Origin of the sequence: Metallosphaera javensis (ex Sakai et al. 2022) (genome assembly GCA_021654415.1) — an archaeon.
Classification (GTDB): Archaea; Thermoproteota; Thermoprotei_A; order Sulfolobales; family Sulfolobaceae; genus Metallosphaera; species Metallosphaera javensis.
In genome coordinates, this window is the sequence record AP024487.1 from 49,918 (window position 1) to 67,290 (window position 17,373).

General features: G+C 43.3%; 17 protein-coding genes and 5 pseudogenes. 13 read left to right on the top strand and 9 right to left on the bottom strand.

The genetic code is table 11. The features are described from left to right. Window positions 1-28: 28 nt before the first annotated feature. A pseudogene (locus tag QVC96_RS00265) lies at window positions 29-425 on the top strand (IS256 family transposase); the annotation flags it as partial. Between the two features lie 118 nt (window positions 426-543). On the opposite strand, the gene QVC96_RS00270 reads toward QVC96_RS00265, so the two are convergent. Beyond that, on the bottom strand, window positions 544-1,185 hold the full coding sequence (locus tag QVC96_RS00270) for a transposase (protein ID WP_287689616.1): 642 nt from the start codon (window positions 1,183-1,185) through the stop codon (window positions 544-546). A 154-nt stretch (window positions 1,186-1,339) separates the two neighbouring features. Beyond that, window positions 1,340-1,759, bottom strand: coding sequence for a hypothetical protein (locus tag QVC96_RS00275; protein WP_287689617.1), 420 nt, complete (start codon window positions 1,757-1,759; stop codon window positions 1,340-1,342). 57 nt (window positions 1,760-1,816) lie between these two features. On the opposite strand from QVC96_RS00275, the gene QVC96_RS00280 reads away from it, so the two are divergent. From QVC96_RS00280 to QVC96_RS00290, 3 genes are read left to right on the top strand one after another with little or no spacing between them, the layout of a single operon-like run. Then, complete coding sequence (locus QVC96_RS00280) at window positions 1,817-2,152, top strand: helix-turn-helix domain-containing protein (RefSeq protein ID WP_287689618.1); 336 nt, start codon at window positions 1,817-1,819, stop codon at window positions 2,150-2,152. A 19-nt stretch (window positions 2,153-2,171) separates the two neighbouring features. Beyond that, on the top strand, window positions 2,172-2,297 hold the full coding sequence (locus tag QVC96_RS00285) for a hypothetical protein (protein WP_287689619.1): 126 nt from the start codon (window positions 2,172-2,174) through the stop codon (window positions 2,295-2,297). Then, window positions 2,269-2,805 carry an IS630 family transposase gene (locus QVC96_RS00290; RefSeq protein WP_287688805.1) on the top strand — a complete coding sequence of 179 codons (537 nt, stop codon included), beginning with the start codon at window positions 2,269-2,271 and terminating at the stop codon, window positions 2,803-2,805. Before QVC96_RS00285 ends, QVC96_RS00290 begins: the two co-directional genes overlap by 29 nt. Here QVC96_RS00290 and QVC96_RS00295 read toward each other — a convergent pair. Then, a complete protein-coding gene (locus QVC96_RS00295) occupies window positions 2,773-3,345 on the bottom strand; it encodes a hypothetical protein (protein WP_287689620.1) in 573 nt (190 codons plus the stop codon). The two genes, QVC96_RS00290 and QVC96_RS00295, sit on opposite strands and share 33 nt — an antisense overlap. Before the next feature lie 108 nt (window positions 3,346-3,453). Further along, window positions 3,454-3,573: pseudogene (locus QVC96_RS00300) on the bottom strand (IS6 family transposase); the annotation flags it as partial. A 148-nt stretch (window positions 3,574-3,721) separates the two neighbouring features. Here QVC96_RS00300 and QVC96_RS00305 point away from each other — a divergent pair. Both QVC96_RS00305 and QVC96_RS00315 read left to right on the top strand, forming a co-directional pair. Further along, window positions 3,722-4,807: a glycosyltransferase gene (locus QVC96_RS00305; protein WP_287689621.1), complete on the top strand. Its 1,086-nt coding sequence runs from the start codon at window positions 3,722-3,724 to the stop codon at window positions 4,805-4,807. A gap of 546 nt (window positions 4,808-5,353) precedes the next feature. Then, window positions 5,354-5,926, top strand: a complete 573-nt coding sequence (locus QVC96_RS00315) for a hypothetical protein (RefSeq protein WP_287689620.1) — start codon at window positions 5,354-5,356, stop codon at window positions 5,924-5,926. On the opposite strand, the gene QVC96_RS00320 is transcribed toward QVC96_RS00315, so the two are convergent. Beyond that, a complete protein-coding gene (locus QVC96_RS00320) occupies window positions 5,894-6,430 on the bottom strand; it encodes an IS630 family transposase (RefSeq protein WP_287688805.1) in 537 nt (178 codons plus the stop codon). The genes QVC96_RS00315 and QVC96_RS00320 overlap by 33 nt on opposite strands. Next, window positions 6,402-6,890, bottom strand: a complete 489-nt coding sequence (locus tag QVC96_RS00325; protein ID WP_238027283.1) for a helix-turn-helix domain-containing protein — start codon at window positions 6,888-6,890, stop codon at window positions 6,402-6,404. Before QVC96_RS00325 ends, QVC96_RS00320 begins: the two co-directional genes overlap by 29 nt. A 45-nt stretch (window positions 6,891-6,935) precedes the next feature. Here QVC96_RS00325 and QVC96_RS00330 point away from each other — a divergent pair, with 45 nt between their 5' ends. Further along, entirely contained in the window at window positions 6,936-7,103 is a 168-nt protein-coding gene (locus QVC96_RS00330) for a hypothetical protein (protein WP_287689441.1), read from the top strand. 2,611 nt (window positions 7,104-9,714) lie between these two features. Here the strand turns inward: QVC96_RS00330 and QVC96_RS00335 are convergent. Further along, window positions 9,715-10,025, bottom strand: a pseudogene (locus QVC96_RS00335) (IS1 family transposase); the annotation flags it as partial. Between the two features lie 186 nt (window positions 10,026-10,211). Next, window positions 10,212-10,631 (bottom strand): annotated as a pseudogene (locus QVC96_RS00340) (IS1/IS1595 family N-terminal zinc-binding domain-containing protein); the annotation flags it as partial. A gap of 45 nt (window positions 10,632-10,676) precedes the next feature. On the opposite strand from QVC96_RS00340, the gene QVC96_RS00345 reads away from it, so the two are divergent. The 6 genes and pseudogenes from QVC96_RS00345 to QVC96_RS00370 all read left to right on the top strand — a co-directional run bounded on the left by QVC96_RS00345 (window position 10,677) and on the right by QVC96_RS00370 (window position 15,970). After that, window positions 10,677-11,423 carry an FkbM family methyltransferase gene (locus QVC96_RS00345; RefSeq protein WP_287689622.1) on the top strand — a complete coding sequence of 249 codons (747 nt, stop codon included), beginning with the start codon at window positions 10,677-10,679 and terminating at the stop codon, window positions 11,421-11,423. 547 nt (window positions 11,424-11,970) lie between these two features. Then, a pseudogene (locus tag QVC96_RS00350) lies at window positions 11,971-13,205 on the top strand (IS256 family transposase). Next, window positions 13,192-13,374: a hypothetical protein gene (locus QVC96_RS00355; RefSeq protein ID WP_287689623.1), complete on the top strand. Its 183-nt coding sequence runs from the start codon at window positions 13,192-13,194 to the stop codon at window positions 13,372-13,374. The pseudogene QVC96_RS00350 and the gene QVC96_RS00355 overlap by 14 nt, the downstream one beginning before the upstream one ends. After that, window positions 13,344-13,562 (top strand): hypothetical protein, encoded by a 219-nt coding sequence (locus tag QVC96_RS00360; RefSeq protein WP_287689624.1) that lies wholly within the window; start codon window positions 13,344-13,346, stop codon window positions 13,560-13,562. The genes QVC96_RS00355 and QVC96_RS00360 overlap by 31 nt, the downstream gene beginning before the upstream one ends. A 156-nt stretch (window positions 13,563-13,718) precedes the next feature. Next, window positions 13,719-15,095: an oligosaccharide flippase family protein gene (locus QVC96_RS00365; protein ID WP_287689625.1), complete on the top strand. Its 1,377-nt coding sequence runs from the start codon at window positions 13,719-13,721 to the stop codon at window positions 15,093-15,095. Window positions 15,096-15,241: 146 nt separating this feature from the next. Further along, window positions 15,242-15,970: an FkbM family methyltransferase gene (locus QVC96_RS00370; protein ID WP_287689626.1), complete on the top strand. Its 729-nt coding sequence runs from the start codon at window positions 15,242-15,244 to the stop codon at window positions 15,968-15,970. 442 nt (window positions 15,971-16,412) lie between these two features. Here QVC96_RS00370 and QVC96_RS00375 read toward each other — a convergent pair whose 3' ends face one another. Further along, complete coding sequence (locus QVC96_RS00375) at window positions 16,413-17,351, bottom strand: hypothetical protein (RefSeq protein WP_287689627.1); 939 nt, start codon at window positions 17,349-17,351, stop codon at window positions 16,413-16,415. Between the last annotated feature and the right edge of the window lie 22 nt (window positions 17,352-17,373).

Sequence of the window (17,373 nt, forward strand, 5' to 3'; positions counted from 1 at the left end):
ACATCGTGTTCGACCCAGTATTTCCTAAGCACTGGCTCATAAACCTGTTGAGGAGGTGGAGGAGCTAGCGATGAGGGAGGCGGAGGAGGTAAGCCCGAGGTACGCGAGGGGGAAGAGGATCAAGAGGAGGGGATACGCGAGGTACAGGTTCTTAAAGGTTTCTCGGTGGTGATGGAGGGCAGGAGGATTGAGTACAGGCTCAGGTGGATGAGCGTGAGGTTGCCCGCGTATGACGGGAAGGGCAGGGTGAGGACGGAGGTTGAGAGGGAGTTGCTGAGGGGGGAGGAGGAAGCTGTGCTCAGGAACTCACGTTCTACTCGGTGCTGGGAGGGAAGATGAACGCGAGGCTCTGGACCCCCGAGCTTGAGGTTGAGGGAGACTTCCAGTACGTGATAGCTGAGAGGAAGTGGGTCAAGCTCAGGGGAAGGGAGTCCTCCTGGTGACAGGCGTCACGCGTGAGGGTAGAAGTGTTCAGTAATAAACCTTTCGACCTGAAAATCGTGCATAGCCCTGACTACCCACGAAAGCGGGACGTCACGTCCCCTACCTGACCTCGAAGGGCCTGTTGTGGTAGCCCACGCTCCACACTATCCTCGCGAGCTTCCTGGCGCAGGCAATCACCATCTTCTTACCGCGAAGCCTGTCCCTGTGCTCGTCGTAGAACCTGGTGACGGGGTTGTTCCTGTTGGCTATCATGGCCAGCGCGGCCATGTAGAGCGCCTTCCTGAGGTAGCGATCACCACGTTTGGATATTCCCCTGGACGTGGTCCTAGATCCGCTCCTCTCCACCACGGGATCCAGACCGCAGAAGACGGAGCTCTCAGCTGAGGGAAACCTGGAGAAGTCCACGACCCTGGCCAGGATCACCGCCCCCGTGATCGCTCCTATTCCTGGGATGGTGAAGATAGCGTGATCCGGGACGATCTTCTCCATCTCCTTCACGAGCCTCTCCCTCCTCTCCTGGAGCTCCAGGACGAGGGCTGCAAGCTCCCTGAGCTCGTAAATTGCCTCAGCGTAGGGAAGCTTCACGTACTCCTGGTCAAAGGCGTACTCTCCCCGGGCTATTTCCTTGATCTTTTCCCTGGTCACCCTCCCGTCGTCAACCAGGAAGAGGGTCCTCTGGAACCTGTTCCTGCACCTGGTGAGAAGGTCGTCAACGAACTCGAGAGAGTGTCCGGATTGCATAAAATTCGGCCTATTTAACTAAGAAGCATAAAATTAATTACTTGTCTCAAGCCGACACCTTGAAAAAGGATTAAATAGTTCTATACAGTTTATATCGACTATTCTATATTAACAGGTCATTAGCATCCAGCACTACCCCTCACGTCCCAGGACGTTAGGGGAGTTGGACCGCTCGCAGTTGAGGAGGAGTCCTGCGCTGAATGGACAGGAAGTGGACCATGTTGTACGTTATGGCCATCATGTAGATGAAGGCCTCGTTTCTAACCTTGGTCTCAGCGTAGGGCCTCCAGTGCTGCTTAAGGAAGATCCCGAAGTGCTCCACGTAGGGGCGAAGGTACTTCCATGGACCGCGGGGATGGACGAAGGTTCCGCGTTCTTTGAAGCCCCTGTCCACAAGCTTAAGTCCCCTTCTAGACAGCCTACATCTAGCGTCCGAGAAGTTGGCGAACTCGACCTCAAGTCCGTGGACGAAGAGGGCGGGCAAGACGAGCGGGAAGACCTTTAACCCGAAGTACGACCTCGACCGCTTCTTGGTCCACCTTCCCTGGAACCTCCTTCTCGTCCTGGCCCTCAACTTAGCCCTCACTAGTACTTAGGTAAAGTTTTTATCTTGGTATTACTAATATAGAATGTGGAGGAATTAGAGAAGGCTTACAGGGAGGAAAAGAATGCTAGAATAAGGCAGAGAATACTGGGGGTGAAGATGTACCTCGTGGACGGGTTCAGGGAGTACAGGGTGGCCGAGGTCCTCGGGGTTTCGTACTCAACGGTGAAGAAGTGGGTCGCGAAGTACAAGAGGGGAGGGGTCGGAGCGTTGAGGGATAGGCCAAGGTCGGGTAGGCCCAGGAAGTACCGGGAGGAGGTGAAGAAGGTGCTGGAGACAAGTCCCAGGGAGCTGGGATACAACCTGGAGGGGTGGACCATGAGGGCGCTGAACGCTGAGGAAGAGGGGGATAGTTTACAATAGGTATCACCTTTACAGGGTAGTGCACCAGCTGGGGTACGGTTTCGTGACGCCCAGGCCAGTGAACGCCAGGGCCGAGGTGGAGAAGCACCGCGATTTTAAAAAAAGTGAAGGAACTGATGGGACGCAGGATAGCGTTCTTCGATGAGACAAGGGTGGTGGTGGGCACCACGGTGAGGAGGTGCCTCGCCAGGAGGGGTTCCAGGCCCAGGATCAGGGTGAACCTGGGCTTCCAGCACTTCTACGTCTTCCTCGCCCTTGACGCCATTTCAAGGAAGGTGCTGTACGCCCTCTACAACTCCCTCTCCAGCAAGAACATGAAGAGCTTCGTTTACAGGATGGAGAGGAAGTGGGGCAGGGAGACCAAGTACCTCGTCCTTGACAACCACTCCTCCCACAAGACGGGGGCTATCCTGGACCTGTTCAGGAGAAGGGGAGTGAGACCCGTTTTCACCCCAAAGTACTCGCCAGAGCTAAACCCTGTGGAGAGGATCTTCAAGGACCTGAAGTTCCACCTTGCGAACAGGTTCTTCAACAACGTGGAAGAGGCAAGGGAGGAGGTGAGGAGGTTCTTCGAGGAACATCACGATCAGTTTAATCTTGATGTGGTCCAATATCTGGATTTAGATGAAATAGAGGTAGAAAACAATGGATAAAAACTTCCACAAAGTACTAACGAAGGCCTTCAACTTCTCCACTTGCCCAAGGTTTACAGCGTCAAGCCTGTACTTCTCCATCATGATCTCCAGGCTGGTCTTCCCTGGAGGTAAATCCAGGAGGAAGGAGTCAACGAGCCACTCAACTCCCTCGTAGAGCGCGCTAGAAGGTAAATACACGGTTCCGCACTTGGCCTCAAGTTCGCTCGCTATCTCCCTGAGCAGGTCCCTCCTAACCCTCGCGAACCTCTCCACGAAGTCGAACAGGGTGGACTTCCCAACGCGTTCACCAACGAAAAGCCTAACTATCACGTCCGTGTTCACCAAGTTCACCGCGTCCCTCAGGGAACAACAATACACTACCATGACCACCAGCAACTTGAAGTAGGTGAAACTCCCCGGTATCCTCCTCTCCACCCTCGGCCTAACCATCTCCACCACGGGCGTTAGGAGGAAAAGGATTTTATCCCTGAAGGGCATATCCTCTACCGGGGGAACGGACATCACCACGTATTGTGGTTGGATAATCCTGGTGTTCATGGTATGATGTCCGTTCTCCCCCACTTAAGTATTACGCCACGATTCTACAGAAGTTCTATAATCTCCAAATATTTTCTCGTAGAATTTTTCTCAGTCCGGACACTCTCTCCTGGTTAACCTGAACCTCCTGAGCGAGTGGCCCAGGTAGTAACCAGCAAGGGCCCTCGCCACCTCCTCCAGGGAGTGGAACCTGGGCTCAAGGTTATTAACCCTGAGAAGGTAACACATTATCTGGGTCAGGACGGGGAGAGACGCGATCTTCACGCTCTCACCCAGAATCAACCCGTCCTGGCCCAACTTAAATTTTGTCTATTATAGCAATATTGTTGGACACACTCTAATCAATCCTTATTTACCTTTAAAGTAATTGCTAATTATGGTTATATTTATAGCATCTCACCTAAAAAAGTATGATGGACAAAGTAAAGCAATAATAAACTTTTCAAAAGGACTTCTTGAGCTTGGTGAAGACGTTAAGATAATAACATACTATATTAGTAATGATATAAAAGAGGAATTAACAAAGGAATTAGGAATAAATATAGATTACAAAAAAATAGGAAATGAAAACTTGAAAGATTTAATGACTGAATTTCTTCTAGAAAAAATAAGTAAATATTTAGCTAAAAAAGTAGCAAAAGAAGATACCGCAATAGTTGCAAATGATTTAGTTGTAAGCACTATCAAGCATGTCAAAATGAACTCTCAAATAATATATTGGAGTCAAGGAGCAATAGCCTCACTTTTTATTTGGCCTCCTATCTATTCAAAGGTAAAAACTTTAGGAAAAATCGGTGCTATGATTATTCCATATATTAATTTAAAATTCAGCAAAAGCGTAAAAATGTATCCATTAGTTTTAGCAAATAGTAAAACTACAGGAAATATTATCTCTCTTTTTTATGATAGGTCTCCAACAGATATAATATATCCTCCCATTAATATCGAGAAATATAAGCCAAAACTAAAAATAAACGAAAAAGAAAAATATATATTAGTTTTTTTGAAGAGAGGCTATCCCACTAGCGTAGAAGTTATCAAAAAGTTAGCTAGAGAGATTAAATTAATTGTTATTGGATATAATATAGAAGGAGCTAAAGTATATTCAAACGTCTCTGATGAGGAATTAAACGACTTATATTCTAATGCTCTAGCTCTTGTTTATCCAACAACCTTTGAGAACTTCGGTTATATTCCTGTTGAGTCTATGGCATGCGGAACTCCAGTTATAGCCTACAGATTTGCTGGGGGTCCTTCAGAAACAATAATTAATGGACAAACAGGCTGGTTAGTAAATGATGAAAAAGAATTATATCAAAAAACTGTAGAAATTTTTAAAAATAGTTACGAATATAGTGTAAGAGAAAAAGCTAGAAAACAAGCAGAAATGTTTTCAATCAAAAACATGTCTAATAGATTGCTGAATATAATAAGATACAAAAATGAATATTTCATTAAATAGATCTTTTAAACTTTTGTGAAGACTATGAATGTATAACTGAATGACAAAAAATATTAATACATATTTAGATGTTCAATATTTTATAATAAATACTATGAATTAATTATTAATTTCGATATGTTGAGTTACGGATTTCAATTTATGGGAATAATTATTGAGAACACAAAGTAAAAGATAAATATTAAAGTTTAGGGCCATTCAGGTCTCCATTGCGAATTGAATTCTAGTTCCTTCATTTCTCATTATTCAATGTAGGATTAATTGAGTGGAAACGTCTAGATCGTAAAGAAAACGAAAAGTATATGAATATTATTCCATTCTTGTAAAAAATTATCCAAAATGTTGTAGTTATCGGCTATGACCCAGACGATCTGAGGTCTGTGGGGCGTGTGGTACTTGCCGAATCTTCTCCTCTCCACCAGGGAGTTGAAGGACTCCAGAGAGTGTCCGGACTGAGAAAAATTCTACGAGAAAATATTTGGAGATTATAGAACTTCTGTAGAATCGTGGCGTAATACTTAAGTGGGGGAGAACGGACATCATACCATGAACACCAGGATTATCCAACCACAATACGTGGTGATGTCCGTTCCCCCGGTAGAGGATATGCCCTTCAGGGATAAAATCCTTTTCCTCCTAACGCCCGTGGTGGAGATGGTTAGGCCGAGGGTGGAGAGGAGGATACCGGGGAGTTTCACCTACTTCAAGTTGCTGGTGGTCATGGTAGTGTATTGTTGTTCCCTGAGGGACGCGGTGAACTTGGTGAACACGGACGTGATAGTTAGGCTTTTCGTTGGTGAACGCGTTGGGAAGTCCACCCTGTTCGACTTCGTGGAGAGGTTCGCGAGGGTTAGGAGGGACCTGCTCAGGGAGATAGCGAGCGAACTTGAGGCCAAGTGCGGAACCGTGTATTTACCTTCTAGCGCGCTCTACGAGGGAGTTGAGTGGCTCGTTGACTCCTTCCTCCTGGATTTACCTCCAGGGAAGACCAGCCTGGAGATCATGATGGAGAAGTACAGGCTTGACGCTGTAAACCTTGGGCAAGTGGAGAAGTTGAAGGCCTTCGTTAGTACTTTGTGGAAGTTTTTATCCATTGTTTTCTACCTCTATTTCATCTAAATCCAGATATTGGACCACATCAAGATTAAACTGATCGTGATGTTCCTCGAAGAACCTCCTCACCTCCTCCCTTGCCTCTTCCACGTTGTTGAAGAACCTGTTCGCAAGGTGGAACTTCAGGTCCTTGAAGATCCTCTCCACAGGGTTTAGCTCTGGCGAGTACTTTGGGGTGAAAACGGGTCTCACTCCCCTTCTCCTGAACAGGTCCAGGATAGCCCCCGTCTTGTGGGAGGAGTGGTTGTCAAGGACGAGGTACTTGGTCTCCCTGCCCCACTTCCTCTCCATCCTGTAAACGAAGCTCTTCATGTTCTTGCTGGAGAGGGAGTTGTAGAGGGCGTACAGCACCTTCCTTGAAATGGCGTCAAGGGCGAGGAAGACGTAGAAGTGCTGGAAGCCCAGGTTCACCCTGATCCTGGGCCTGGAACCCCTCCTGGCGAGGCACCTCCTCACCGTGGTGCCCACCACCACCCTTGTCTCATCGAAGAACGCTATCCTGCGTCCCATCAGTTCCTTCACTTTTTTTAAAATCGCGGTGCTTCTCCACCTCGGCCCTGGCGTTCACCGGCCTGGGCGTCACGAAACCGTACCCCAGCTGGTGCACTACCCTGTAAAGGTGATACCTATTGTAAACTATCCCCCTCTTCCTCAGCTCAGCGTTCAGCGCCCTCATGGTCCACCCCTCCAGGTTGTATCCCAGCTCCCTGGGACTTGTCTCCAGCACCTTCTTCACCTCCTCGCTGGAGTACTTCCTGGGCCTACCCGACCTTGGCCTATCCCTCAACGCTCCGACCCCTCCCCTCTTGTACTTCGCGACCCACTTCTTCACCGTTGAGTACGAAACCCCGAGGACCTCGGCCACCCTGTACTCCCTGAACCCGTCCACGAGGTACATCTTCACCCCCAGTATTCTCTGCCTTATCCTAGCATTCTTTTCCTCCCTGTAAGCCTTCTCTAATTCCTCCACATTCTATATTAGTAATACCAAGATAAAAACTTTACCTAAGTACTAGTGGAGCACTTCGGGATCTTCCTTAAGCAGCACTGGAGGCCCTACGCTGAGACCAAGGTTAGAAACGAGGCCTTCATCTACATGATGGCCATAACGTACAACATGGTCCACTTCCTGTCCATTCAGCGCAGGACTCCTCCTCAACTGCGAGCGGTCCAACTCCCCTAACGTCCTGGGACGTGAGGGGTAGTGCTGGATGCTAATGACCTGTTAATATAGAATAGTCGATATAAACTGTATAGAACTATTTAATCCTTTTTCAAGGTGTCGGCTTGAGACAAGTAATTAATTTTATGCTTCTTAGTTAAATAGGCCGAATTTTATGCAATCCGGACACTCTCTTGAGCAATTACTAATGTAGAATAGCAATTTTTTAAGATTAATGCAAATTTAAAAATATTAAGAAAATTCAATTATAACTTTAACATTCTCTACAAGGCAAATAAATCTTTATAAGGTAATATGGCAATAAGGAATATCGAAATGTCTAGAATTATAAAGCGGATCTCTAGGCTTCCTTTAAATTTTTCGAACATTGATGTGATTATATTATTAACTATTGTAAATTTCTTTCTTACCCTAGATTTTACAAGACTAGGAAATTTGTATGGAACTGATGCTACAATCTTTCCATACTATAATTCTATAGTAGCACAAAAATATTATTATTCAATGATTATGGGATATTGTCCTTGGATGAATTCAATTTCAGGTTATACTTTGGGAGTTTTTTTGGAATATTTTTTAGTTTACATGACTTCTAATGTCCCTTATTCAGAGATACTTTTCCTTCTTATTCTTTATGATCTTTCAAGTTTTTTTGTGTATCTTTTTGTTAGAGATGTTTTAATGGAAATTGATACTTCTTATAAAGTCTATATAGTCTCTATGATTAGTGGCATATTTTATATATTAAGCCCAAATATTGGCAATAATCTTTACACTGATCCTCTCACTACTATTTATATAAATGCTTATCTGCCAGTTATAGTATACTTTTTAAGAAAATATATTGTTATAAATAATTTATACCAATCTCTAATATATTTTTTTATTCTAATTCCATTTATGTATATTTTGTATATCTTTATTGATCCAATATATTTTTTGGCTGGGATAATTTTTCTTGGGAGTTTTTTTTTTCTATAGTATAAAATATATACGTAAAATGTCTTTTGTTAGACTAATTCCTCTGATCCTAATTATAATAATTTTCATTTATATTAAGTTTCCGGAGTTCATTCAAACATATAACAGTTTTACTACTCCAGGATTTTTGAAAGTATCGTATCTGTACTGGGTTAATAATGGTTATAGTATGCCTCTTTTTGTAACTTTAAGAGATTTGATTTTACCTCAGATATTTCCTTTGTTAAACTATATTTCTCTATTATATTTAATTTTCCTTTTTGTACCATTATTAAGTAATTCAATTAGAAAAAATAGTGAGATTATATTTTATATTCTATTGTATTTAGTTTTTTCATTTTTAATTTCTATGCCTAATGTTCCTTTTTCGAAATTCTGGGAAAGCTTATTTTTTAAGTTTCCTATTCTCGCTGATTTTCGTACACAGTATGTAGAAATTTCCCCTTTTCAAAATATATTAATGGCTTATCTGATAGGATTTGGGAGTTATTCTTTAATTAGGATAGTATCAAATATAAAGAATTATTTTATTAAAATAATTCCTGTTATACTTATATTTATTGTATTAATAGGAAGTCCGAACGCATATAATCATAATTCATTAGTTTATGATTATTCGAGCGTTCATGTTCCACAAGATTTCCTTAGCGTTATAAATTATCTAAATTCTCATTCATCTCAGAATGAGTCTATTTTAGTTTTACCAGTATCAGAAACTGAAAACGCAGAAAATTGGTATCACGGGCCCAGTCTTTTTCCATTATTTTTAAAGTCCCAAATTATTCTTGGAGGGGGTTATTATAGTCCATCCCCTACTATAAGATCTGCTATTTGTACTGCTTATTTAGATATATATTATGGAAATATATCTAATAATGCCACTTTATACATGAAAAACTTATTTTATATCTTTAACATTCATTATATTATAGTAGAAAAAGATTATAATGACAGTTTTTATCCTACGCTACCCTCTGGATACTCCAATCAAGAGTTATTAAGAGGAGTATCAACTTATGAGAATGCTGGTTTAGTAAAACTTGTATACAATAATACTTTATACTCTATTTACGAAACTAATATTAATAGTTCATTAGCATTTTATAGTTATCGGAATTATACAATATGGGATCTTTTAAATTCTAGCAATATAACGCAACTTATCCATCCGTTAGATGTCGAATATGTTTCCTTAAATCATTATATTATTAGTTTTAATAATTTCAATAAGTCTATTATGCCTATATTTCTTTACTTTATGATATCGTCATCATCAAATTGGGCAATGAATGGAGGTAAAGTAATAAACAAGAGTAATTATTATGGGTACAGTCTCTTTAAAATTGAACCATATAGCGATAAAATTACAATTTACTATAATCAAAGCTATACTCCCATTATTGAAAATAGCATGATAGTGATATTACCGCTTATTTTGTCCCTAATTTTGTATATATTTAGAAGTTCTTTTCAAAAATTTATAAAATCAAGGAAATTTAGTAAATATTAATATCTTATAGATACAAAAACAATAATAACGAATTTATGGAATGCAGATTAGACTGAGGTAGATATTTTATTTAATATTTAAGTAAGATATAATTTGCTTGACTAGGTCATAGTGTCGTCATTAAGGTATAAATTCTGGGATCAGCCCTCTCTCCCACAGAACGAGACCTACGGAGTACCTCATCATATCAAAGCTCCTGTTCACTGCCTTGGTTGCCCTCTTGAACCTCACGAGCCTGTCCCTGAGGGACGAGTGGAAGGACTCGTTGGGGTTAACGGGTGACACGACCCTGTGCTCGGGGAGGAGGAAATAGACGTTGTAGTCGTCCGAAACCCAGGTCCCCTTCTCGGGCACTGCGCGAGCTCCTGAAACGTGTTCTCGCTCCTGTCTCCCACGGAGAACACGACGTACATCCCCTTCCTGGAGAACACGAATAGTACTTTCCTGAAAATCCCTTCAAGTCCATTTTACCTAAAAGTCCTTCAGTTCTGTCCCAATTATCTTCCAATTAAATTTCACTTTTAAGGTAAATGTCATCGCTCATCTATGAACGATTTTCATTTCAATACGAGCTTTATTGAAGAATATCTCACCACGTTAAAATCCGTAAAGCACTACACGAATCCCGTGAAGACCCAAGAGTAAAACGCCTTCGCGTTCCTCCTGAAGTAGGTCCACATCTCGTCCACGACCTTCACGCCCTCATTCAGCTCGTCCCTGGCTCTCCTCCACAGCTCCACGAGTTTCGCGTACTTCCTCCCTCCGTACCTCTTGATCCACGTGAATACCGTGCCCAGTGGGACCTGAAGTACCCTGGAGATGGCCCTCATGCTCATCCCGTTCGCGTACATCCTGAGGGCCCTCTCCCTCACGCTCCTATCGTGATGGTGTTTAGCTCCCTCCACGAACTTCCTCCCGCACTTCCTGCACAGGTAGAACTGCCTTCCCCTTATCTTCCCGTTCTTAACCACGTGATTACTTCCACAAGAGGGACAGGGAACGTCCCTGTAGACAGGTTTCCTTCCCCTCCTGGCCATAAGTAATACTCCCTTTACAAATATTTATACCTTAGTGACGACACTATGAGCGATTTCGCTGCTTTTTACCAAGTAGTCTTAGAAAATACTTACAAATTTCTATTTGATAATATCAGACAATGCGATATTATTATTGATGCAGGCACTAATATAGGATTATTTTCCATTATCGCTTCAAGAATAAGTGGTGAATGTGGCAAAGTAATTGCTATAGAGCCTGAAAAGATCAATCTAGATATATTAAAAGAAAATATTGAACAAAATAATATTAAAAACATAGAAATAGTTCCAAAAGCTTTATATAATTTGTCGGGGGAAACAGTGTATTTAGAAGGAGAGGGAGTAGGAGCTCATATATCAACGCAAGGTATTCCTGTCAAGACAATAACATTAGACGATATTGTCTCTGAATACCGTTTAGCACCTAGAATGCTTAAAATGGATATAGAAGGAGCAGAAGATAAGGCTCTAGAATCTGGTAGAAAAGCTCTATCCACTATTACACATATAGAAATGGAAGTTCATGGGAAACAACAGCATGATACTATTAAGAATATCTTAAGCATAATTGGGTTTTCTGAAACTGAGGTACCAGTTGAGAATTTGTGGGAAGTAGCTAAGAGGTCCCTAAAGCATCCTCTTTTAGTATTACAAATAGAGAAAAATAATAAGTTTAACACTACATCAAGAGTAGTAAAGTCAATATTAGCCGATATAACTAGATTAAATAGGCATGACAAATCGGATATAGGAACTAAATATCCAAGAATACTTTATTATTATAGAACTTAGGAAAAGGAGTGATTTATGTCTCCAAGGCCATTCAAGTTTCCTTTACTAATTGTAATTAGAGAGTGTCTGGAATTAGTGTGTGGAATATTTTAAAATCAAGATCCTTCTCTTAATTGGAAAGAGCCATAGAATTAGCGTAAAATATTCAAATAATACACACACTACATCACTGTAGGAGCGCTGCATGATTATCATTACTATTAGTGCTCTTAATATGACGTTGTCGTAGTTTTTAGGAAGGTAGTTAGGATGTAGTTCATTTTGACAAGGTTTTTATGTTTTGACGTTAACATATTATAGGGGACTGGGAGGTTGGTTTGTGTGTATGCTTTTATGGTATTATATTCTCCCAGTCTCGGGCGATTCAGGTTTCCATTGCGAATTGTAATTAGTTAATCTACGTGAGATGATCAAAATCAATCTATCATTTTTCAGTAATACTTTAAGGGGAACACGATGTCATATCATGACCTCAACCCAGATACAAACCACGTATCAACTCCTCCTGGGGCTACCCCGGTTAGTTGTGGAATACGAGGTGAAAATAATGGCAAAAAATAAAAATATCCCTGGAAGGGGTAATACCATGAGTTCGGAAGCAGAAAGGGTAAAGGCCAAGGCGAAGGCAGTGCTGGAGGAGGCAGTTAAGAAGGGCGTGTCCCTCACCGAGATAGAGGAGCTCGTGCTCCAGGCAGCAATGGAGGCGGAGAGGGATGCGTACCTGGAGGAGCACGACGACGTGAAGAACGGGACGTACTTCAGTGCTGAGGACCAGGGACGACGAACTGAGGCTGAGGGTTCCAAGGACGAGAAGGAAGGGCTTCAGGCCAAGGATTTTGCCTGAAAAGGGAGAGAGGACAAGCGAGGACTACGGGGAGTTTCTGGAGGCCCTGGTCCTGGAGGGGTTGTCCCCAGGCCAGATCAAGGCAGTCCTGAGGAGCAGGGGGATAGACTACCCGGAGGTGATGGACAGGGTGGTTAAGGAAATAGCGAGAAGGTTGATGGAGTTCAAATCTGCTCCTCTCCCCCACGACCTGTTCAGCGTATGCGGACGTGAAGTTCATCAAGGTCAGGGAGAACGAGGTGGTGAAGGAGAAAGCAGTATACGTGGCGATCGGCGTCGACCTGGACGGAAACAAGTTCGTCCTGGACTACGAGATAAGGGAGAACGAGGATATAGACGGATGGAGGCACTTCCTCAACGGGCTAATCTCCAGGGGAGTCAGCAGGGTTGACGTGATTGTCACGGACGACTTCCCGGGACTGGACAGGCTGATCTCCACGCTCTTCCCCTCCTCCCAGCACCAGCTTTGTTTGGTTCATCTTGCCAGGAACCTGTACAGGGCGCTTCCGGACGGCGAGAAGGAGAAGGTCTCCTCCCATCTAAGCTCCCTCAAGTCGGCCAGGAACGTTGAGGAGGGAAAGGCCATCCTCGAGTCCCTCAGCAAGGTCGTGGAGCCCTACTCACCCAGGAGGGCTAGGCGACTCCTTGAGGCCTCAGACCTCTACACGGCCTTTCTGAACTTTCCCAGGGAGGTGAGGCACTACATCTACACAAACAACAGTTCCGAGAGCTTCAACTCCTACCTTGACGGGATACAGGACGACCTCGGAGGTTACTTCCCGTCCCTCCTTTACCTGGAGACCTACCTGTTCGTGGCGATCCATCGAAACAACGCGAGGTGGAAGTCGCGTCCCATGTCGGTCATCAGGCATCACTCCTACCACCTTCGTCAGCTCCACGCTGCCCGCTTCCAGGTGACGGACCATGAAAGCTTATAACGCGGGTTCTTTATATTTTCCTACACAACAATATGGGGTAGCCCCCGTGGTGGATTATAAGGGTCACGGTAGGAGATACTTCTTCTCCACCGATACCTCCACGCCCGAGGAGGAGATCATGACTACGTGGGAGAACAGGTGGGACGTGGAGGTGATCATCAGGGGATGAAGCTGGGGCTTGAGGAGGGATCGCACAGGTCCCTGACGCGTACCCTGGGCTTCATCAAGCTCGTTTCCCTCACGTTGATCGCGCTCCTCCTCGTGAGGTACTCCCTCAAGCTCTCCCTGGGGGTCAAGGAGATTTCCACGACGTTGAAAAGAGTTTACCTGGGTCTCAAGAGGAGGCGAAAAGTGTAAAGTAGTACGTCAATCTCGTACATAACCTATCACATAAATTCATCCTATGACGTGGTTAACTTAGCACTGAATTTTTCTGAACCTTAAACTATCCTAACATAACTATACTGCCTACTCGATAATCTTTTAATCTAAATCAAGATAAACTTGATGTTCATGAATCCCTTGACTGGCTCGTTAAAGTTTCTGTCGACCACAATTTTCAATTCGCTTGTTGCTTTGCTATTCTTTCTCGTAGCTGCCCACTATTCTACTCCTTCGTTCGTAGGAAAGGTGGCAATAATCCAACTGGTGGAGACCATAACTGCCTCTTTTATACCCCTGCTACCCTTCAACCTTGTTACGAGAGATATTTCCCACAAATATGGATCCTCTCAAGACCACGCGATCCTTGGCTATACAGCACTTTCTTACTCCCTCTCGATCTCTCCAATTTTTCTCTTTCTATTACTCTTCCCATCTTATCTCTGGCTTTCCGTACCCTACTTCATTCTTTACCTCTTTTCACGTTATCAGTCTCAAGTCCTGTCTGGAATAGGCAAGTTCACTGAGGTTAACGTGGGGAACGCTATCTTTACGGTCTCCAGGTGGGGCTTCTCTGCTATAGCAGTCCTTTACCACAGCATTTCCCTCCTGATTCTTGTCTGGACAATTGGAGCTCTGGTCAAGGTCCTTTACTACAATCTGCATTTTCCGTTCAGATTTCACTTTGATCTTCAGATTGCTAAGGAGATAGCAAAGAGGGGATTCCCCATCTATTTAACAGGGGCAGTCAGTTTCCTTTCATCTCAGGGAGATCGAGTTATGACGGCCTTTCTCCTGGGGTCCTACAGTCTGGGTATTTACCAGTTGGTGGCCTTGGCCTCTGTGGTTCCATCCATGATAATCCAATCTATTGGATCAGCGTTACTACCCTCCTCCACCTATTATTACGCTAAAGGGGTAGAGATGAAGGTAATGGTCTCTACCTCTTTCCGTCTCCTAACCTTCCTCTCCCTTATCTTAGGGGTTATGGGGTATGCGGTGGGGCCCTTCGTGATCCTGAAGCTTTTCCCCGAGTATTCGTCAGGGGTCAGGGTATTACAGCTTCTTGTTCTCTTCATTACCGTGACCATGCCCTTTCAATCCCTCTCCAGCTTCTTGATTGCACTCATGAAGAACTACAGGCCTTTCATCCTCATAGGGGCTGTGAGCGCAGTTGAGGTTGTTTTAGTCTCCTTCCTTCTTATTCCTAGGATTGGCATACTGGGTGCAGGAATAGCCCAAGCAATAAACGCAGTGATAACGGGCGCTCTTTACGTGATCTTCTCCCTGCAACAGGACATCCTCTCCCTAGACAGGAAGACGGTATACTCCATGATATTGATCGCGATCTCTTTCATCTCCCTCTTTTCCTGGATTGTAGGGCTGATACTCATTCTCCTGGGACTAAAGGTTTCAGGCATAATAACGAGAAAAGATGTTAGCCTGGTTGAGAAGTTCGTTCCTCAGCAATTAAAGTTCTTTTCAAGATTATTAAATATATTTACTTAGATAGAAATCGGAGATTTCTAGTAATTTGTAATTGTTTATATATTTGTGTTATCTATGTTAGCGTTTTCATAAAAAGAAATTAACATAGATTTATTGAGTAACTTGGCCTCTAGTAACTCTTATTATCATCTTCCTCTAGTGGTCATATGCTATTCAAGTATGGCGATATAGAGATAGAAATACCTAAGGGCCATGAATTCGTATATTATGCAACCTTCATAGCTGGAGAGTACGATTACATTAAGGTGAGAAAAGATGACATAGTTCTAGATGCGGGGGCATTCATAGGAGACTACACGTTAAAGGTTGCGAAGAAGGTTAAGGAGGTAGTGGCGGTTGAACCACTTCCGTGGGCTTTTGAGCTACTTAAGAAGAACGTGGAGAGGAACGAACTCAAGAACGTTACGCTAATCAACAAGGCGCTATACGATGTTGACACTGTGCTACATATTCAGGACGAAGGTACAGGTAGCAAGATTGGTGAGAGAGAAATTCAAGTGAAAACCATTACCATTGATGAGCTTGATAGGAAGTTCTCGGTCATGAAAATGGATATTGAGGGGGCAGAGGGCAGGGCAATCAAGGGAGATTATATAAATTACGTGAGAGAAATCGCGATTGAACTACACGGGAAAGATAATATAGACCGGGTAAGTAGGTATTTGAGAGAACAGGGTTTCCAGCTCACGGAGATGGGTTGGAAACATCTTCTGCTTAATGCTTGGAGAAATATGATCACCCATTTACCATCATTTATATCTGCTGAGAGGAAAACGAAGATCATGTCTTTAGCACTTTTCAAAAGAAGATATAACGTTCCTTCAATAGAGAGAGAAGATATAAAGATAGTTTATGGTAAACGTTTATCTAAGTAATTGAACCTGCAATTATAATATCTTTATTATCAACTGCTAAAAGAGTGCAAGGACTGAGAGATTTGATGAGAAATCACTTGTATTTCTAAGGTTTTCATAGAGTTAGGTAGTAATACTCAAGTTGTGGAGCTACCCATGTTGTTGTGTATTTAAGGAGCCTTTAACGTGAAATACACAACAAACCAGACTAGGGTCTTGTAAAAACTAGCATCATGGATAGGTCACACCTATGGGTTTACCAGGGTTTTAAGGTAATTACTTGAGTCAATCCGTTTATTTCTCTTTCCTTACTACCATATTTGTGTGTGGAGTATTCTGTTAAGTGACGTTTATGGTTCTCTTTCAATTTGATATCTCACAGAACCCTACAGGTCCTTGATTACAGTAACTCCACGCGCTTAAAACATGTCATAAATTTATACAATTAACCCCTCTCTCGAAACTATTTGGATCTTCCCTTAACAATTTCTTTCCAGGCTGACAGTCCAATAAGTATACCAGTTACAATGATTAGCGCTATCTGGACTATTGGAAACTCCTCATGAATATCACCATTACTGGTTGAGATCGTGATAACCTTGTAAATGTGGTACCCAGGAAAGGATATGTTTAATGTAGAGGGCGAGAAAACCCGGAGGGAAAGTGTTGTGGTTCCGTTGCTGAATCCACTTTTGAACACTTTCCCATCAAGGTATACTACGTAATTCGAGGGTATGAAGGAGAGAACCTGAAAAGATAGTGGTAGGACAGTGTCAGTGTCTAACCGTAGCCCGGCATAACCCACGTCCTTCCAGGGAATTCCTGTATTGTATTCTATCATGTAGACTGACGAATTGATGGCGATGGAATAGACACAGACGGAGGAATTCACATCCTTAAAAATTACGGTATAATTCCCTGAATAGAATGAAGGCAATGTGCCCAATACGCCATTCCATCCACCTAATTTATCTAGATATAGGCCTCCATTCCATCCCACGAGAATTTCATAGGTTCCTGGTTGACCGTCCCGACTAGATAGGGTGAAGTTATTACCATAAAGAACGATTCCTGGAGCACCACTAAAGCTTCCCACTATGGTTCCCTCGAAGGATATAGTTATCTGACTGGAGTCACTCACATTTATCTTACCAATCATCCAGTAAAGACCAAATCCTTCATAGGCGGTCTTTCCTGAGACGTTAACCAATTTAGTTCCGGGAGTCATATACTGAAAATTGGTGGAGTTAATCAGGTTGGAGACCAGGGAGAACGATACTGTGAAATTCTGGCCCAGCAACACGTTACTGGGGTAGTTTACCTGTATGCTGTAACCGAGTGCGGGAAGAGAGGCTAGAAATGCGAGGAAGAGGGAAAGCAGGATTGCTCTTGTCAATGCCATTGAGAGGACTTGACCTTATCGG